14 protein-coding genes and 1 riboswitch are annotated in these 16,725 nt (G+C 65.5%); of the genes, 12 read left to right on the forward strand and 2 right to left on the reverse strand.

Annotated elements, in window-relative coordinates; genetic code table 11:
- From ACLP9N_RS30545 to ACLP9N_RS30590, 10 genes are all read left to right on the forward strand, one after another.
- Positions 1–915, forward strand: a 915-nt coding sequence (locus tag ACLP9N_RS30545) for a Vgb family protein (protein WP_442410877.1), incomplete at its 5' end; no start/stop codon positions are given.
- A complete protein-coding gene (locus ACLP9N_RS30550; protein ID WP_442410878.1) occupies positions 915–1,667 on the forward strand; it encodes a GntR family transcriptional regulator in 753 nt (250 codons plus the stop codon). The genes ACLP9N_RS30545 and ACLP9N_RS30550, both read left to right, overlap by 1 nt.
- Position 1,668: 1 nt before the next feature.
- A complete protein-coding gene (locus tag ACLP9N_RS30555) occupies positions 1,669–3,282 on the forward strand; it encodes an AMP-binding protein (RefSeq protein WP_442410879.1) in 1,614 nt (537 codons plus the stop codon).
- Positions 3,275–4,057: an SDR family NAD(P)-dependent oxidoreductase gene (locus ACLP9N_RS30560; protein WP_442410880.1), complete on the forward strand. Its 783-nt coding sequence runs from the start codon at positions 3,275–3,277 to the stop codon at positions 4,055–4,057. The genes ACLP9N_RS30555 and ACLP9N_RS30560 overlap by 8 nt, the downstream gene beginning before the upstream one ends.
- 121 nt (positions 4,058–4,178) lie before the next feature.
- Positions 4,179–5,309: an LLM class flavin-dependent oxidoreductase gene (locus tag ACLP9N_RS30565; RefSeq protein WP_442410881.1), complete on the forward strand. Its 1,131-nt coding sequence runs from the start codon at positions 4,179–4,181 to the stop codon at positions 5,307–5,309.
- The gene (locus tag ACLP9N_RS30570; protein ID WP_442410882.1) at positions 5,306–6,475 is read left to right on the forward strand and encodes a sulfotransferase family protein; all 1,170 of its coding nucleotides are present in this window, start codon (positions 5,306–5,308) and stop codon (positions 6,473–6,475) included. Before ACLP9N_RS30565 ends, ACLP9N_RS30570 begins: the two co-directional genes overlap by 4 nt.
- Positions 6,476–6,482: 7 nt before the next feature.
- Positions 6,483–7,286: a sugar phosphate isomerase/epimerase family protein gene (locus ACLP9N_RS30575; RefSeq protein WP_442410883.1), complete on the forward strand. Its 804-nt coding sequence runs from the start codon at positions 6,483–6,485 to the stop codon at positions 7,284–7,286.
- Between the two features lie 16 nt (positions 7,287–7,302).
- Positions 7,303–8,511 (forward strand): DUF1214 domain-containing protein, encoded by a 1,209-nt coding sequence (locus tag ACLP9N_RS30580; RefSeq protein ID WP_442410884.1) that lies wholly within the window; start codon positions 7,303–7,305, stop codon positions 8,509–8,511.
- Positions 8,512–8,624: 113 nt separating this feature from the next.
- Positions 8,625–10,079 (forward strand): aldehyde dehydrogenase family protein, encoded by a 1,455-nt coding sequence (locus tag ACLP9N_RS30585; protein WP_442410885.1) that lies wholly within the window; start codon positions 8,625–8,627, stop codon positions 10,077–10,079.
- A 154-nt stretch (positions 10,080–10,233) separates the two neighbouring features.
- Positions 10,234–12,303 carry an acyltransferase family protein gene (locus ACLP9N_RS30590; RefSeq protein WP_442410890.1) on the forward strand — a complete coding sequence of 690 codons (2,070 nt, stop codon included), beginning with the start codon at positions 10,234–10,236 and terminating at the stop codon, positions 12,301–12,303.
- A gap of 152 nt (positions 12,304–12,455) precedes the next feature.
- On the opposite strand, the gene ACLP9N_RS30595 is transcribed toward ACLP9N_RS30590, so the two are convergent.
- The gene (locus ACLP9N_RS30595; RefSeq protein ID WP_442410886.1) at positions 12,456–13,115 is read right to left on the reverse strand and encodes an O-methyltransferase; all 660 of its coding nucleotides are present in this window, start codon (positions 13,113–13,115) and stop codon (positions 12,456–12,458) included.
- A 101-nt stretch (positions 13,116–13,216) separates the two neighbouring features.
- Positions 13,217–13,392, forward strand: a riboswitch (M-box (ykoK) riboswitch).
- Between the two features lie 276 nt (positions 13,393–13,668).
- Between ACLP9N_RS30595 and ACLP9N_RS30600 the strand changes: the two genes are divergently transcribed.
- Positions 13,669–13,866: a hypothetical protein gene (locus ACLP9N_RS30600; protein WP_442410887.1), complete on the forward strand. Its 198-nt coding sequence runs from the start codon at positions 13,669–13,671 to the stop codon at positions 13,864–13,866.
- A gap of 60 nt (positions 13,867–13,926) precedes the next feature.
- Positions 13,927–15,738: an NRAMP family divalent metal transporter gene (locus tag ACLP9N_RS30605; RefSeq protein WP_442410888.1), complete on the forward strand. Its 1,812-nt coding sequence runs from the start codon at positions 13,927–13,929 to the stop codon at positions 15,736–15,738.
- Here the strand turns inward: ACLP9N_RS30605 and ACLP9N_RS30610 are convergent.
- Positions 15,730–16,674 carry an NADP-dependent oxidoreductase gene (locus ACLP9N_RS30610; protein ID WP_442410889.1) on the reverse strand — a complete coding sequence of 315 codons (945 nt, stop codon included), beginning with the start codon at positions 16,672–16,674 and terminating at the stop codon, positions 15,730–15,732. The two genes, ACLP9N_RS30605 and ACLP9N_RS30610, sit on opposite strands and share 9 nt — an antisense overlap.
- Between the last annotated feature and the right edge of the window lie 51 nt (positions 16,675–16,725).

Here is a 16,725-nt window from a genome sequence, read left to right on the forward strand (position 1 = left end):
CCGGGGCTGGACAACTGCACCTTCGTCGGCGACCGGGTGCTGGTATCCAACTTCACCGGCGAGATCACCGAGATAGCACCCGACGGCGAGACGCGAACCGTGTTGCCCGGTGGGCTGAACTGGCCGCTGGATTTGACCGTGGGTCACGACGGGCGGCTCTACATCGCCGACGGCACGTATTTCTACACGGCCCTGCCGGACGGGTCTTTGCAGACCGTGGGGATGCTGTTCAGTCCCGGCTATCCCGGGTTCCTGCGCGGCGTCGTGTCCAGTGGGCCCGGTGAGTTCGTGGTGACGACGTCAGGTGGCCAGGTCAGCCGATACCGGCCGGCGGCGAGCGAAAGCGACGTGCTGGCAGACGGTTTCGACCAGCTCTACGGCATCGCGCTCAGCCCTGACGGTGTGGTCTTTGCCGAGTTGGGCACGGGACGGGTGTTGTCGTTGCGGCCGGGTGGGGTCTTGGGTGATGTCGATGTGCTGGCCAGCGACCTGCGTGAGCCGGTCGGTGTCGCGATCGGCGCAGACGGGGCGTGCCTGGTCGCAGAGGCCGGTGCCGGACGGGTGGTCAAGGTGAACGGCTCGAGGATCGACACCGCGGTGGCCGACCTACAGCGTCCGCAAGGCATTTGCGTACGCGACGGTGTGCTCTACATCGTCGATGCCGGTGCCAAGGAGTTGATCGCGTTCGACCTGAACACCAACGTCCGGTACACCATCGCTTCGGGGTTGCCGGTCGGCCCGCCGCCGGGCGTGGTGGCTAAGCCGCTGAAAGGATTGCCGCCGTTTTCCGGGCCGCAGGGCCCTTTCGCCGGCATCGCCGCCGCGACCGACGGCACGCTCTACATCTCGGCCGACGGTGACGGCAGCGTCCTGGCAGTGCGCCGGTTGCGGGAAAACCGCTTGGAAAACCGATAATGTCCCAAGCCATCTCGAGCGAGCACCGCTACCTACAGATCGCGCGCACACTGCGCAAAGAGATCGTCGACGGGGTGTATCCGGTGGGCTCGCAGCTGCCCACCGAACACCAATTGTGCGAGCGGTTCGCGGTCAGCCGCTACACCGTCCGCGAAGCCCTACGCCGACTGCGTGAGGACAACCTCGTCGCGTCGCGACCACGAGCGGGGACCCGGGTGGTCCCCCGGCCAGCGTCCAGTTCGTATGCGCAGGATGCGATGTCGATCGACGACCTGCTCGAGTTCGCCGCCGGCGCGCAGCTGAACATCGAGTCCAACGAGATGGTGACCATCGACGATGATCTCGCCGTCCGGACCGGGCTGGAGCCCGGCAGCCAGTGGCTATCGGTGCGCGGCTACCGGCAGGCTGACGGCGCGCCGGCACCCCTGTGCCGAACGGAGTACTACATAAGCCGCACTTTCGCCGCGGTCGGCAGGCTGCTCCAACGCCACACCGGCCCGATCTTTCCGTTGATCGAGGACCTGTTCGGTGTGAGTATCTCCGAGTTGCACCAGGAAATCGCCGCGGTCCTGCTTTCCCCCGAACTGGCCGACGGCCTCGGCGTTGAGGCGGGGACGGCAGCGCTGCAGATGCGGCGCAGCTACAAGACGTCTGACGGCGAGATGGCTCAGCTGACGATCAACACCCATCTGTCGCCGAATTTCCGCTACGCAATGACCATGCGCCGCGTGAACGGTCAGGCGGCTGGCTGACGTGATTGCCCGGCCCCGCCACGACACGGCACGCACGGCGCAGGCGTACCGTCGCGGGCTGTGGGTGCACACCACGTTGGCCGATTCGCTGCGCGCGGCCGCGGAAATCACGCCGCAGCGAACGGTGCTGGTGGACAAGGACACCCGCCTAGACTGCGCCACGCTCTACACTCAGGCCGCCGGGTTGGCGAACGCCCTGATGGAGCGGATGCCGACCGGCAGCACCGTGTCGTTCATGCTGCCGAACTGGCACGAGGCCGCCGTCATCTATCTGGCCGCGACGCTGGCCGGGATGGTGGTGAACCCGATCCTGCCGTCGTTGCGCGACCACGACCTGCGTTTCATCCTCGAAGACGTCGAAACGGCGATGATCTTCGTCCCGGACCATTTCGGCGGGCATGACTACGCGGCGATGCTCGAGCGCGTGACCGCCGCGATGAGGCCGTCGCCCGAAGTGGTCGTGCTGCGCGGCAAATCCGGCTCGCACACACCGTATCCCGCGCTGCTAGGGCTCGAACCGGATACCGCGAGACTGCCGGCCCTGGATCCCGACGCCGTGCGGATGGTCCTCTACACGTCGGGCACCACTGGGCGACCGAAAGGCGTTCTGCACAGTCATAATTCAATACACGCGCTGATCTGCCAGATCCGCGACCAGTGGAACGTCGAGCCGGGCGACACGTTCCTGGTTCCGTCGCCCATCGCCCACATCGGCGGCTCGATATACGCCTTTGAATGCCCGCTGCTGCTGGGCACGACCGCGGTACTCATGGACCGGTGGGAACCGTCGGCAGCAGTGGCACTGATGGACAATGAGCGGTGCACCCACATGGCCGGGGCGACACCGTTTCTGCAACAGCTGCTGTCCGCCGCCGAACGCGCCGACACTCGCCTGCCCGACTTGAAGGTATTCATCTGCGGCGGCGCCTCCGTGTCGCCGTCGCTGATCCGCCGCGCCGCCGAATATTTCGACCGGGCGGTGGTAACCCGCGTCTACGGCTGCACGGAAGTGCCCGTCGCGACCGTCGGCGCCCCCCGGCCAGACGAAGCCGGCCCAGCCGCGGACACCGACGGACGGGCCGGCATCGCCGAAATCAAACTCGTTGCCCACGAAGCCGCGCCGGCCGGTGACGGTGAAATCTGTGTGCGCGGCCCGCAGATGCTGCTGGGCTACCGACACCCCGAAGACGATGCCGACTCATTCGATGCCGCAGGGTTTTTCCGCACCGGAGACCTCGGCCGCTGGGTCTCAGCCGGTTTCGAAGACCACTACCTCGTCGTGACCGGCCGCGCCAAGGACGTCATCATCCGCAACGGCGAGAACATCTCGGCCAAGGAAGTCGAGGACCTGCTCGCCGACCACCCCGGCATCGCCGAAATCGCGGTCGTCGGGCTGCCCGACGACAGGACCGGCGAGCGGGCTTGTGCGGTGATCGTGCCCGCAGGCGAGCCGAGGCCAGACGTCGCCAACCTGCTCGCGCTGCTGCAGAGCAAGGGCGTCGCGAAATTCAAGGCCCCAGAACAGGTGGTCATCTGGGATGCGCTGCCCAAGAACGACGCGGGCAAGATCCTCAAACATCAGATCCAAGCGGCTTTAACAAAGGTGGATGGGTGAGATGCAGGTCGCAATCGTCACGGGCGCAACCAGCGGCATCGGATTGGGCTGCGCGAAAAAACTCGCCGAGATGGGGATGGCCATCCTCGGCACCGGCCGCGACGAGGACCGCCTGGCCGAGCTGGCAAAGTCCATCGACGACCCGGCGCGGGTCGCGACCCTGGCCGTCGACCTGACCCGTGACGACGCGCCGCGACGCATCGTCGACCTCGCCGTCGAACGGTGGGGCCACATCGACTTCCTGATCAACAACGCCGGGGTCGGCGGTCCCAAACCGCTGCACGAAACAGACGACGAAACACTGGACTACTTCCTGGGTTTGATGTTGCGGGCGCCGTTCAGGCTGGCGCGCGACGTGCTGCCACACATGGGCCCCGGATCGGCGATCATCAACATCACGTCGACTTTCGCCGTCATCGGTGGGCTTCGCGGCGGCGCCTACTCCGCGGCCAAAGGTGGGCTTACCGCGCTGACTACCCACATTGCCTGCCAGTACGGTGCCTCTGGCATCCGCTGTAACGCCGTTGCGCCCGGTGTGACGGTAACGCCGATGGTCGAGAAGCGCTTGGAGGACGAGCGGTTCCGCAAGATCAACACCGAGATGACGCCACATCAGCGGTTGGGCACCATCGATGACATCGCCAGCACCGTCGCGTTCTTGTGCTCGCCGGGCGCGAGCTTCATCAATGGGCAGACGATCGTCGTCGACGGCGGCTGGAGCTCGACCAAGTATCTGTCGGAGTTCGCGTTGGCATCGGAGTGGGTCGCGCGGTGAACCTAGGCCAAGCCGCGTTCCTCGAAACTGAAGCTACGCACACCCGCCACGGCGTGTCGCGTGCGCCGTTTAAGTGTCGCGGCGATCTGGGCGCTGGTAGTAAGGCCGAGCGAGGTCAGTGATGCGCGTTTCGCCCGCGGCGTTTGTGCGCACGACGCTCCCGCTGAACCTGTCGGCCCTAGCTGACCTGGACACGGGTCGATACCACTCGATCTGGCTGCCCGATCACATGGTGAGCTTTTGGCCCGACGCGCTGTGGACGCCCGAATTCACCGACCTCGCAACGGCATCGCCGTCGCCGCACCGCAATCTAGACGGCATGGCTGTCGCTGCGGCCGCGGCCGTGCTGACCACTACCGTGCCACTGGCCACCAGTGTCGTGGACACGGTACGACGCCACCCCGCCTCGCTGGCGCAAAGCGCGCTGACCATCGACCATCTGTCCCGGGGGCGATTCATCCTCGGCCTGGGCAGCGGGGAGAGCGAAAACATCGTGCCGTACGGATTCGACTTCGCCCGGCCCGTAAGCCGCTTCGAGGAGGCGTTGAAGGTCATCCGTCTGCTCTGGGACAGCGACGGGCCGGTGGACTTCGATGGCCGGTTCTACCAACTGAAGCACGCACGGCTGGACGCCGAGCCCTACGACGGGCGCTTCCCGCCGATCTGGATCGGCGCCAGCGGGCCCCGGATGCTCGATATCGTCGGGCGCTACGCCGACGGCTGGTGGCCGGCCGGAGCGTGGACCCCCGACCACTACGCTGAGATGCTCAGCACCATAAGGCAATCGGCCGAGCGGGCCGGCCGCGACCCGATGGCGATCACGCCCTGTTTTGTCCAGGTATGCCTGATCGGCGAGGACGACGATGCCCTCGACCGGATCGTCCGCGCTCCACTGGTACGTTCCTTCCTGCTGCAGGTGTCGGCGGAAGTATTGCGCCGCTGCTTCGGCTTTGACCACCCGATGGGCGATGACTGGGGCGGGTTCCATGACATCGACCCGACGACGCTGACGCGGGAACGGATCATCGACTTCCTGGACCGCGTCGAGCCCGAAGCGATTCTGGCGGTCGTGCCGCACGGCACACCACAACAGGTCGCCCGAATCATCAAGTCGTATGTGGATGCCGGGCTCCGCGTTCCCAAGATCCTGGATTACGGCGCGATGGCCGGACTGGAGTTCAGCGCGGCGTCGGCAGCCAACGTGCGCAAGACGGAGGACGAATTGTTGACTTTGTGTGGAGCTCAGCCATGATCGCGGCACTCGACGCTTCCGCGATGCTTGCCCGTGCGCAGGCCGAGACGGGTCTGGACGACTACGGCGATCCGACCCTGCCGGAGCGGTTCGCGTTGGCCGTCGACCACTTGAACGGTATTGGCATGGACGCCAAAGGCATTGACCAAGCCGAAAGTGTTTGTCATTGGCTGCTGACGTCACGGCTGGAGTTCATCGAGGACCGCTATCGCTATCCGATCGCCGCCGAGGTGATCGACCAGCCGATGTTCGTGACGGGCGAGCCGCGTTCGGGTACCACGCTCATGCATGCGCTGATGGCGATGGACCCGAACGCGCGAGCGCTGCGCTTCTGGGAGGTGATGTACCCGTCACCGCCTCCCGGCGCCACACGCCCGGACGATCCCCGCCGGGCCCGGGCCGACGCCGACTGGCGCGATATCAACGCGAAGATGCCCAAATGGCTACTGAGCCATCCCTACAACGACATGCTCGGTGACGGTCTGCCGGAGGATGAGCGCACGTGGGCCTTCGACTTTCGGGTGATGACCCCGACGGCGTGGTGGCGGGTGCCGATGCAGACGCTGGTAGGTGGGTTGCCGACGGATCCGGTCGCACAATACCGTCTACACAAGGCGATGCTGCAACAGTTCCAGTACAACCGGCCCCGAAAGTACTGGATACTGAAAGGGTTTCACGGCTTTCGCCTCCAAGAGTTCTTCGACGCCTATCCCGACGCGAATCTGCTGTGGTTGCATCGTGACCCGGTGCAGGTCGCGGCTTCGCGCACGATGATGATGGCCGACATCCTCGACGGCATCGTCGGTCCGATCGACCTCGCGGTCGAGACGAAGAAGCACCTGGAGATGACCCGCGCCAGCATTACCAACACCATGACCAACCCAATGGTGGACGATCCACGGATACTGCACATCCCCTATACCGACTTCATCGCCGACCCGGTCGCAACCGTGGGCCGCTATTACGCTTTTTGCGGGCGGGCCCTTACCAGCGAGGCCGAGGCGTCGATGCGTGATTACCTGGCCTACAACCGCGGCGACCGCTACGGGAAGTTCCGCTACTCCACCAGCTTGCTGACCGACATCGGTGAGAACCTCGACGATCTGCACGCGGAATTCGCGTCTTTCCGTGCGCGGTTCGGAGTCAGCATCGAAAAGCGCGACTGAGATGCTCATGCACAAAGGGCTGTCGGTCCACAACGTGACGTTCCTCGGGGCGGATCCTGCCGAGCTGCAGAGCATTTGGACGTCTCTTGGCCTGCGACACCTGAGCGTCCTCGACACGCAACTTCTCGACCCCGGCTTCGTCCGCCTTCTTCAAGCCGAAGAGTATGCGGTCGAGGCGGTCTACCACCTGTTCGGCGCCGGCCGGTTGGCAGGGGAGACGCAGTCGGTCAACGCCGCACGCGCCAACTTGTCCCGGCTGATCGACGCCGCCGCCGCCACGGGCTCGCGGTGCATCTACATGCTCACCGGCGGGCGGAGCGGACTCACCTGGGAACAGGCAGCCGAGCGGTTTTGTCGCGCGATCGAGCCCTGCGTGCACGAGGCCCAGCAGGCCGGCGTCGGCCTGGCCATCGAGAACGCGTCCAGCCTCTACGCCGACATCCATCTCGCGCACACCCTGCGTGACACCATCACCCTCGCCGAGCTGGCGGGGCTTGGCATCTGCATCGACCTGTTTCACTGCTGGGCCGAAGCCGATCTCGCTGGCCTGCTGCGAAGCGCGCTTCCGCGGACACAACTGATCCAGTTGAGTGATTACGTGCTGGGAGACCGGGCGCTGCCGGCCCGCGCGGTGCCCGGCGACGGCGCGATTCCGATCGAGGCCTTCGTGGCTCAGGCGTTGGCCGACGGCTATCGGTTCGGTTTCGACGTGGAATTGCTCGGGCCGCGAATCGATGCGGAGGGCAGGCTGGCGGCGGCCGGGCGAGCGTGCGCGGCGGTGAGCGCGATGCTCGACAGGCTCGGCGGCTGAGAAAGGCAGGGTTGCAGTGGCTTTCGGCGACGGGGCAGATGACGCGGCGCTCGACGGTGCGTGGAGCGAGTTCTGCGAGCGATTGAAAGCCGCCGGCCGGCAAGCGTTCAAAGATTTCAACGCGACCTCCGGCTTGCAGCGTGCCGACGCGTTTCGCTTCCTCACCCAGAACCTGGGGCAGGCCTTCGATCTGGCCCTGGAAACCCGCGACACCCGCTATCCGGTGATTCACGCCTTCTGCAACCCGACCCGCAAACTAGGCGGAGACTGCGCCGATTTCACCTACCAACAGGTCTGGATCGACGGCGAATCGACCTACCGCATCACCGGAACGCGCGGCACCGCAAAGTTTTTCAATGTCACCGTGCAGGGCGCGCGGCCGGACGGCCCGCACGTCCTGCATGAGCCCTTCGGCGACGTGCCGGAGGTGAACCTGTTGGGCCACCAACTCCACGTTGAGCCGGACGGCAGTTTCGAGCTGTTCATCGGTGGCCCCGAGCGCGGACCGAACTGGCTTCCGACCACCGCGAGTTCGCGCAAGCTGTTCATCCGCCAGGGCTTCGACCGCTGGGACGAGCGTCCCGCACGGATGCGGATCGAACGCGTCGACATGGCCGCGCCGAAGCCGCAGCCGACTCCCGACACAATGGTCCAGGCAATGCGCTGGGCGGGTGATTTCGTCACCGGGCTCATGAGCGACTGGCCCGAATTCCCGTTCACCTACGGCGGCGTCGACAATGAGCATCCGAATCGGTTCCCTCGCCCGGACGCATCCGAGGCGGACGGCAAACGTGGCCGAACCGCCGCCAACATGTACTGGGAACTGGGCCCAGACGACGCCCTCATCGTCGAGTTCGACGCCCACGAGGGCCTTTGGATGATCACGAACATGGGCGCGTACTTCACCAGCATGGACTTCCTCTACCGGCCGGTGAGCTACACCCCGAGCCGCGCATCGATCGACAACGACGGCAAAGTCAGACTGATCCTGGCCCACCACGACCCGGGCTTCCGCAACTGGATCGACACCCAAGGATTCGAACGCGGAAACCTCACCTACCGCCACATGCTCGCGGGCCAGCCCGCGGCATTGGCCACCCGGCTCGTCAAGGATGCGGAACTCGCACACGCGCTACCCCCAGAAACCGCTCGCGTCACAAGCGCCGAACGCACGGCGTTGATGTGGGAGCGCTTCAATGGCGTCCGCAACCGATTTCCCCTGTGATGCATCGAAGATGCACCAAACCATGTTCCACCACACACATTGACCCCACCGAGCATCTAATGCTAAGCAAGTGCTCAGCATCTGCCACACCGCCGTGATGAGAGGAATCGACGATGACGCTGCAGACGGTCCTGGACGAGATTCAGAAGCGACCCGGCACGGGGGAGGTGATCCCGATCATCGACCCGGTGACCGAAGAGCAGCTCACCGAGTTCACCGACTGCGGCCAAGAGGCCGTCGACGATGCCGTGGCACGGGCCAAGGCGTCGTACCAGGCCGGCGTCTGGGCCGGGCTACCCGGCCGCGAACGGGCCAAGGTCATGTGGCGCATCGCCGATCTCATCGAAGAACACGCCGAGGAACTGGCCAAGATCGACTCGCAGAACACCGGTATGCCGTTGATGCAGGCGCAGTTGATCGTGCCCACCTGTGCGGAGTTCTTCCGGTATTACGCGGGCTGGTGCACCAAACTGAACGGCGACGCTTACGACGTGAAGACGAGCGGCATCGCCTCGAACACGTACGTCGACCAGCACGCGTACACGCTCAACGAGCCCTACGGCGTTGTGGGCCTGATCTTTCCGTGGAACGGTCCGATCTTCAATGCCAGCGCCAAGCTGGCGCCCGCCCTGGCCGCGGGCTGCAGCAGCGTGGTCAAGCCGGCGGAGGAAACCCCGCTGTCCGCGCTCGTTCTCGACCGCATCATCGCCGAGGCCGGCGTTCCCGACGGTGTCGTCAACCTGTTGACCGGTTACGGCCACACCGCGGGCGCGGCCATCACGGCGCATCCTGACGTGGAGAAGGTCGCCTTCACCGGGTCGACCGACGTCGGCAAGGAGATCGTGCGAGCCTCAGCGGGCAACCTCAAGAAGGTCATGCTCGAACTCGGTGGCAAGTCGCCGGTGCTGATCTACTCCGACGCCGACTTGGACAAGGCCATCTTCATGGCGGCCATGGGCATCTTCGTGCACTCGGGCCAAGGGTGTGTGTGCGGCTCGCGGATCTTCGTCGAGCGCGGGGTCTACGACCGGGTTGTCGAGGGCATCGCGGCGGTGGCAAACAGCATGAAGCTGGGCGGCCCGAAGGAAGAGGGTTGTATGAGCGGGCCGTTGATCAGCGCCAAGCAGCTCAGCCGCGTGATGGGCTTCCTCGATGAGGGCAGGCGCGACGGCGTCGAGGTGGTTACCGGCGGCCACCGACTCGACCGGAAGGGTTACTTCGTTCACCCGACCGTGCTGACCAATGTGGACCGCGGCATGCGGCTGTACCAGCAAGAGATCTTCGGTCCGGTGGTGACGATCCTCCCGTTCGACGACGACGACGAAGCCGTCGCGATGGCCAACGACACCAGCTACGGGTTGGCGTCCACCGTGTGGACCAATAACCTCAGCCGAGCCCACACGCTGGCCAAGCGGTTGGAGGCCGGAACGGTCACGATCAACTGCCAGTTGGTCTTCGATCACGCTGTGCCGTTCGGCGGTTACAAGCAGTCCGGCTGGGGCCACGAGTTCGGCCGCGAGGGCGTCGAGGCCTACCTGAAGAAGAAGTCGGTGTGGGCCCAGCTCTGACCCGGCTGTAGGCGCGCGTGTCTTCCCGTGATCCCGGCTTTCTCGCCTCTAAGCTTGCTGAGATCACGAGGAGGGGCAGCGACGTATCGGCAGCAACTACGGCGCCGGGCGACGAGGTCAAGGCGCGCTAACGGCGAGCGCTGAACCGGCCGGGATTTCTCCCGCGCCGGGTCCTTCTGCTGGGCGGCGGCGCTGGGTCGCTCCGGTGCGGCGCGTTGGCCGGCTGGCGATTTGGGATAAACCGGAACGGCGCAATGGCACTTCGCAAGGCATTCCCGCACTGGACGGACTGCGCGCGATCGCGGTCGCGCTGGTGCTCGCCGGGCACGGCGGCATCCCCGGGACGGGTGGCGGGTTCATCGGGGTCGACATCTTCTTCGTCCTCAGCGGATTCCTGATCACGTCGCTGCTGCTCGACGAGCTGGGGCGCAACGGTCGCATCGAGGTGACCGGGTTCTGGATTCGCCGTGCGCGGCGGCTACTGCCGGCACTGGTGTTGATGGTTCTTACGGTTGCCGTGGCGCGCGAACTCCTGCCCAATCAATCGCTTACCGGGCTGCGAAGCGACGCGCTCGCCGCCTTCTTGTGGATGGCGAACTGGCGGTTTGTGGCCCAGAAGACCGACTACTTCACCCAGGGCGCCCCGCCCTCACCTCTGCAGCACACCTGGTCGCTGGGGGTGGAGGAGCAGTATTACGTCCTCTGGCCGGTCCTGCTGATCGCGGTGACCCTGCTGCTGGCGGCGCGGGCCAGGCGCTACTTCGCCAAGGCCACCGTGGGTGGGGTCCGGTTCACGACCTTCATGCTGGCCACCCTGGGCGCGCTGGCGTCGGCCGCGGTGGCGATCGTCGTTGTCTCGGGAGCCACCCGTGACCGGGTGTATTTCGGCACCGATACCCGTGCGCAGGCGTTGCTCATCGGCTCCGCGGCATCGGCTCTGCTGGTCCGCGACTGGGCCTCGTTGAACCGCGGCTGGTGCCTGATCCGGACTCGGGGTGGCCGGCGGATCGCGCGTCTTCTGCCGTTCGTCGGTGTGGCGGGGCTGGCGGCGGCGGCTCATTACGCAACGGGCAGCGTCGCTGAGTTCCGTCACGGGTTGCTGATCGCGGTCGCGGTCGCCGCCGTCCTGGTGGTGGCCCCGGTAGCGCTGGAGCAGCGCGGAGCCGTTGCCCGCGTTCTGGCCTGGCGCCCGTTGGTGTGGCTGGGCGCCATTTCCTACGGCGTCTACCTGTGGCACTGGCCGATCTTCCTGGCGCTCAACGGCGAACGCACCGGATGGTCGGGCGTCCCACTGTTCACCGCTCGGTGTGCCGCCACGGTGGCAGTGGCCGCCGCGTCGTGGTGGCTGATCGAACAACCGATCCGGCGCTGGAGACCGTCGCGGGTGCCGTTGTTGCCGCTGGCGGCGGCCACGGTGGCCAGTGCCGCGGCGGTGACGTTGCTCGTGGTCCCGGTGGGAACCGGACCCGGCCTACGCGAGGGCCTGCCGCCGGGCGTGTCGGCGGTCGCGGCGGTGTCCCCGTCGCCGCCGGGGGCCAATCACCCGGCAGGGCCGCGAGATCCCAACCGGCCGTTCACCGTTTCGGTCTTCGGCGATTCGATCGGCTGGACCTGGATGCACTATCTTCCGCCGACACCAGGCTTCGCGTTCCTCGACCACACCGTCATCGGCTGCAGCCTGGTGCGCGGCACACCGTACCGGTATATCGGCCAAACGCTGGAGCAGAGACCGGAATGCGACGCGTGGCCACTGCGGTGGTCGACGCAGATCAGCCAGGACCAGCCTGACGTCGCGCTGCTGATCATCGGCCGCTGGGAGACCGTCGACCGGGTCAACGAAGGAAAATGGACCCATATCGGCGATCCGACCTTTGACGCCTACCTCAACGCCGAACTGGAGCGAGCCCTGAACATCGTGGGCTCCACCGGCGTTCGAGTGGTGGTCGCCACAGTGCCCTATAGCCGTGGTGGTGAGAAGCCGGACGGCAAGCTGTATCCGGAGGATCAGCCGGATCGGGTCAACCAGTGGAATACCATGCTGCGCAACACGGTTGGCCACCACCCGAATGTCCAGATCCTCGATCTGAACAAAAAGCTATGCCCGGACGGCGTTTACACCCCCAAGGTCGACGGCATCAAGGTCCGCAGCGACGGCGTCCATCTCACCCCGGAAGGCGTGAAATGGTTGACGCCGTGGCTGGAGGATTCGGTGCGAAGCCGCTAATCGCCAGTGTGGCAACTGACGGCATCAGTAATCACGTGGGTCACCTGAGTACCGCCCGCGGGCCATTAGGCGATTGACAAATGCGATATCGCATATGCTATCACGTTCAACAATCGTCTATTGGTCGGTGTCACGCGGACTAACTCGAGCGGCTAATCGCCAGTGCGGCAACTGACTTCAACGCTGTCGCTTTCCCGGGCAAGGAAGTTGAAGCTCACGTAGCCGTTGTCCGGGTTGCGCACGTAGTCGAGGTAGGGCTTCATGTCCGGCGCGCTGGCGTTGTCGGCGACGACCAGCACACCGGCTGACAGCCGCGGTTCCAGCAGCTTTATCACCGGCAGGTAGAGGTCTTTCCACCCGTCGAGCAGAACGAAATCGACCGGCCCGTCCAGCTCGGCCAGCGTGGACAGTGCATCCCCTTCGAGAATGGTGCTCACGCTGTCCAATCCGGTCTTCGCGAACGTCTGCTTCGACGCGGCGATCTTGGTGTCGCTGAGCTCGGTGGTCAGCACGCGCCCGGTCGCGTTGTCGCGTACTGCGGACGCCAAGTGGATGGCGGAGATGCCGAAGGACATACCGAATTCGACGACCGTCGCCGGGCGGGTCGCCCGCACCAACGCGTAGAGCAGCCGGCCGGATTCGGGTGTCACCGGAATGTAGAATTCGCTCATCGCCTCGGTGCGTTCCCGGGCGGTCATGGGGCGACCGAGTTCGTCGTGCATTTCGCGCAGCTTCGACATCTGGCTTTTGGACTCGGTGTACATCCGGTCGAGCTCGGTCGCGACTCTGGGATCCTGCAACGTGTTGGGCATAGTCACGAGGGTAGGCCTCGCGTGACATCGGTCACCCCCGCCGTAAGCGTTGTGTAAACAGGTTTGACGGGCGGTGGGTCGCGTGCCAACATGGAACGTTGCAAGCACCTCGGTAGGTGAGGCGTCTGCATGGATACAGGCCACTGACCCCGAACGTCGAGAGACGCCCCGGGTCAGGACAGCTCTTCCCGGACCCAAGGGTTGAGCCCAAGTGGCTTCTGGGACTCCGTTCCGGATACGCCGTGCAGTGCCGAAGCTCCGACGAGAGGGGTGTGTTCGGTGGTTATTCGCCGGGCTTTTCTGCCTCTTCCGTACAGGTGACTGTGACGACACCCGCGTGTGTCCCGGCCGTGAGGAGGTGAGGGCGAGATGAGCGATACCAGCGATAGTCCGTATCCCAAATCCGTCTTGTCCCGATCCGGTTCCGGCATTCCTTCTGCTGCCTGAGTTTTCTCGGACATTCGCATACGCACCCATCGCTATGCGGACGTTTGCAGCGCACTGAATGGTTTTGAATGTCGCGAGCCGTCTGGCTTCCTGACAGGAGAACATCATGAACTTCGTTGTTGCACAACGTGCTACCGGCTTTTCCATGCTGCACGGTCACTCGATGCGGCGTACGCGCCGGCAGCTGACGAGCAAGTTGCGCGGATGGCGTATCCCTACTCCGCAAGAGCGGGCCAACCGGTACGTGTCGCGGATGCCGATTGCGGTACTCGCGCCGCCGGCAGGGGAGACCACCAGTGACTGATTACGCCGCAGGACACGCCCAGGAAACGCCATAGCCCGACCTTGAGTTAGCGAGAATCCCATGGCTTCGATCTCCACGCAGCACCGCGGCGGCCTCCGCGCCTCCATCCTCGGCCGGAGCGCTCCGGCGGCCCCGAAGGAAACCCCCGAACCCGGGCAGGCCGTGCTGGATTCTGCGCACGTCGGCGATATCGTCGGTGCGTTCGGCCGTATCCGGCGTGACGGCACCGACGCGTACGAAGCCTTCAGCGGCCGCTTCCGGCGCCTGCGGACGCTGATGGTCATCACCGGTCCTGGATTGATCGTGATGGTCGGCGACAACGACGCAGGTGGTGTCGCTACCTACACCCAGGCCGGGCAGAACTACGGCATGGGCCTGTTGTGGACGCTGGCCTTGCTGATCCCGGTGTTGTACGTGAACCAGGAGATGGTGCTGCGGTTGGGCGCGGTCAGCCGGGTGGGCCACGCGCGCTTGATATTCGAGCGCTTCGGTAAGTTCTGGGGTGCCTTCAGCATTGGTGATCTGCTGATCGTCAACGCCTTGACCATCGTCACCGAATTCATCGGCGTAGCACTGGCTCTCGGGTTCTTGGGCTGCCCGAAGATCGTTGCGGTCCCGGCCGCTGCCGTGCTGTTGTTCGCCGTGGTAGCCGGAGGCTCGTTCCGCCGCTGGGAAGGGCTGATGTTCCTGCTGATCGCGGTGAACGTGCTGATCATCCCGATGGCGGTAATGGTGCGTCCAGCTGCGAAAGAGACTGCCGCCGGACTGGTTCCGCAATTCCCCGGTGGCCTGAACTCCACCGTGCTGCTGTTGACCGTCGCGATCGTGGGCACCACGGTGGCGCCGTGGCAGTTGTTCTTCCAGCAGTCCAACGTCGTGGACAAGCGCATCACGGCACGCTGGATTCCTTACGCGCGAGCCGATTTAGTCATCGGGATCGTCGTGGTCATGGCCGGTGCGACGGTGCTGATGGCGGTGACCGCGTTCGGTTTGGCCGGCACCGCTGAGGCCGGCAACTTCACCGACGCGGGTGCGGTTGCGAGTGCCCTGGCCAACCATGTCGGCCACACCATGGGGGTGCTCTTCGCGATCATCTTGCTGGACGCGTCGCTGATCGGGGCCAATGCCATCGGGCTGGCCACCACCTACGCCGTCGGTGACGCGATGGGCAAGCGGCACTCGCTGCATTGGAAGATCAGCGAGGCCCCGTTGTTCTACGGCGGATACGCAGTGCTACTCGCGGTGTCGGCGGCGGTGGCGTTCAGCCCGGACCACGTCCTGGGCCTGGTGACCCAAGGCGTGCAGGCGCTCGCCGGCGTTTTGTTGCCCTCGGCGACCGTGTTTCTGGTTCTGCTCTGCAATGACCGCGCAGTGTTGGGGCCGTGGGTAAACACGGTGCGGCAGAACATTATTGCGTGGACCATCGTCTGGTCTCTGGTGCTGTTGTCATTGGCATTGACGGCCACGACGTTCTTCAAGAACCTGTCCACCGCCACGATCGAGGCCGGGCTTGCGGCGGGGGCGGTGATCGGAATCGTCGGCGGCGCTGTCGCGATCATCGCCGGTCGTCGGTCGAGTGAGCGGCGGGAGGCGGAAGTGATCTCGCGGGCGTTGGGCGGCGGCCTGAACCCCGAGGAGGTCGACGAGATTGACGACGCCCCGTCCCTCACGCGTGCCGAACGGCGCGCCGTGCTTCGACAGGATCGCGCGAACTGGCAGACCCCAAGTCTGGCCGCCCTGGACCGGCCGACCATGTCGACGATCCGGCGGGCGGGGCTATTGACGCTGCGGGGTTACCTAGTCCTGGCAGTCGTGTTCGTGGTGATCAAAGTCGTTGACGTCGCTATCGCCGCGCCGGCCGGCTCATTGTGAACCGTTCGGCAGCAGAGCGATTTTGCCGCGCGTGTGCCGTTTCTCGAGTTCCTCGAACGCGTCGGCGACCCGGTCCAGCGGATAGGTCGCGGCGATCTCGAAATCGATGGCGCCGGTCACGATCAGGTCGGCCATTTCGGCCAGCACCTCCGGTGTCGACGCGTCCGTGCTGCCCTCGGTCTTGGCGCCGACCTCGCCGGCCTTCTGAAACGAGATGATGGTGTCGATCCGCTCGGGCGCCACACCGAGGTCGACGGCGAGCTGGACGTAGTCGGGGCCGAACAAGTCGATGAACGCGTCGATTCCGTCCGGCGCCGCCTCGCGCAGCCGATCGGCGAGCCCGTAACCGTAGGCAATCGGGATGACATTGTGGGCGCGCAGCCAGTCGGCGTTGGGGGTCCCCGCGATGCCCAGTACTCGTGCCTTGCGCAGAACCAACAGTTGCACGGTGAGGCTGCCCACTCCGCCCGCGGCCGCCGAAACGGCGACGGTCTCACCGGGTTGTGGCGCGACCGCCCGGACGGCGGCATAGGCGGTCGCGCCGACCACGTACAGGGAACCGGCTACTTCCCAACTCAATTGGGGAGGCTTGCGGATCAGCTGATCCACCGGCACGGCGGTGTGGGTGGCATGGCTGGACCGCCGGAAGCTGAACCCCAAGACCTCGTCGCCGACCGAGAACTCGGTGACATCGGGGCCCACGGCGGTCACCACACCGGCAAGGTCGCTGCCCTCGCCTGATGGAAAGGTGGCCGGAAACATCTCATGCATCGCACCGACCCGGATGCCGGCCTCACCGGAGTTGATCCCCGCGGCGAGAACCTCGACCACGACCTCGCCCGGGCCGGCCGACGGCATCTCGATGTCAGCAACGTACAACACCTCACGGCCCCCGTAACGGCCGAACCGTACGGCGCGCGCAGTTGAAGCCGTCATCTCGTGCTCCTACCCCAATCGAACCTCGCCCCGCCCCGCCAGCATAGGCGG

Origin of the sequence: Mycobacterium sp. (assembly GCF_052144515.1) — a bacterium.
Lineage (GTDB): Bacteria > Actinomycetota > Actinomycetes > Mycobacteriales > Mycobacteriaceae > Mycobacterium.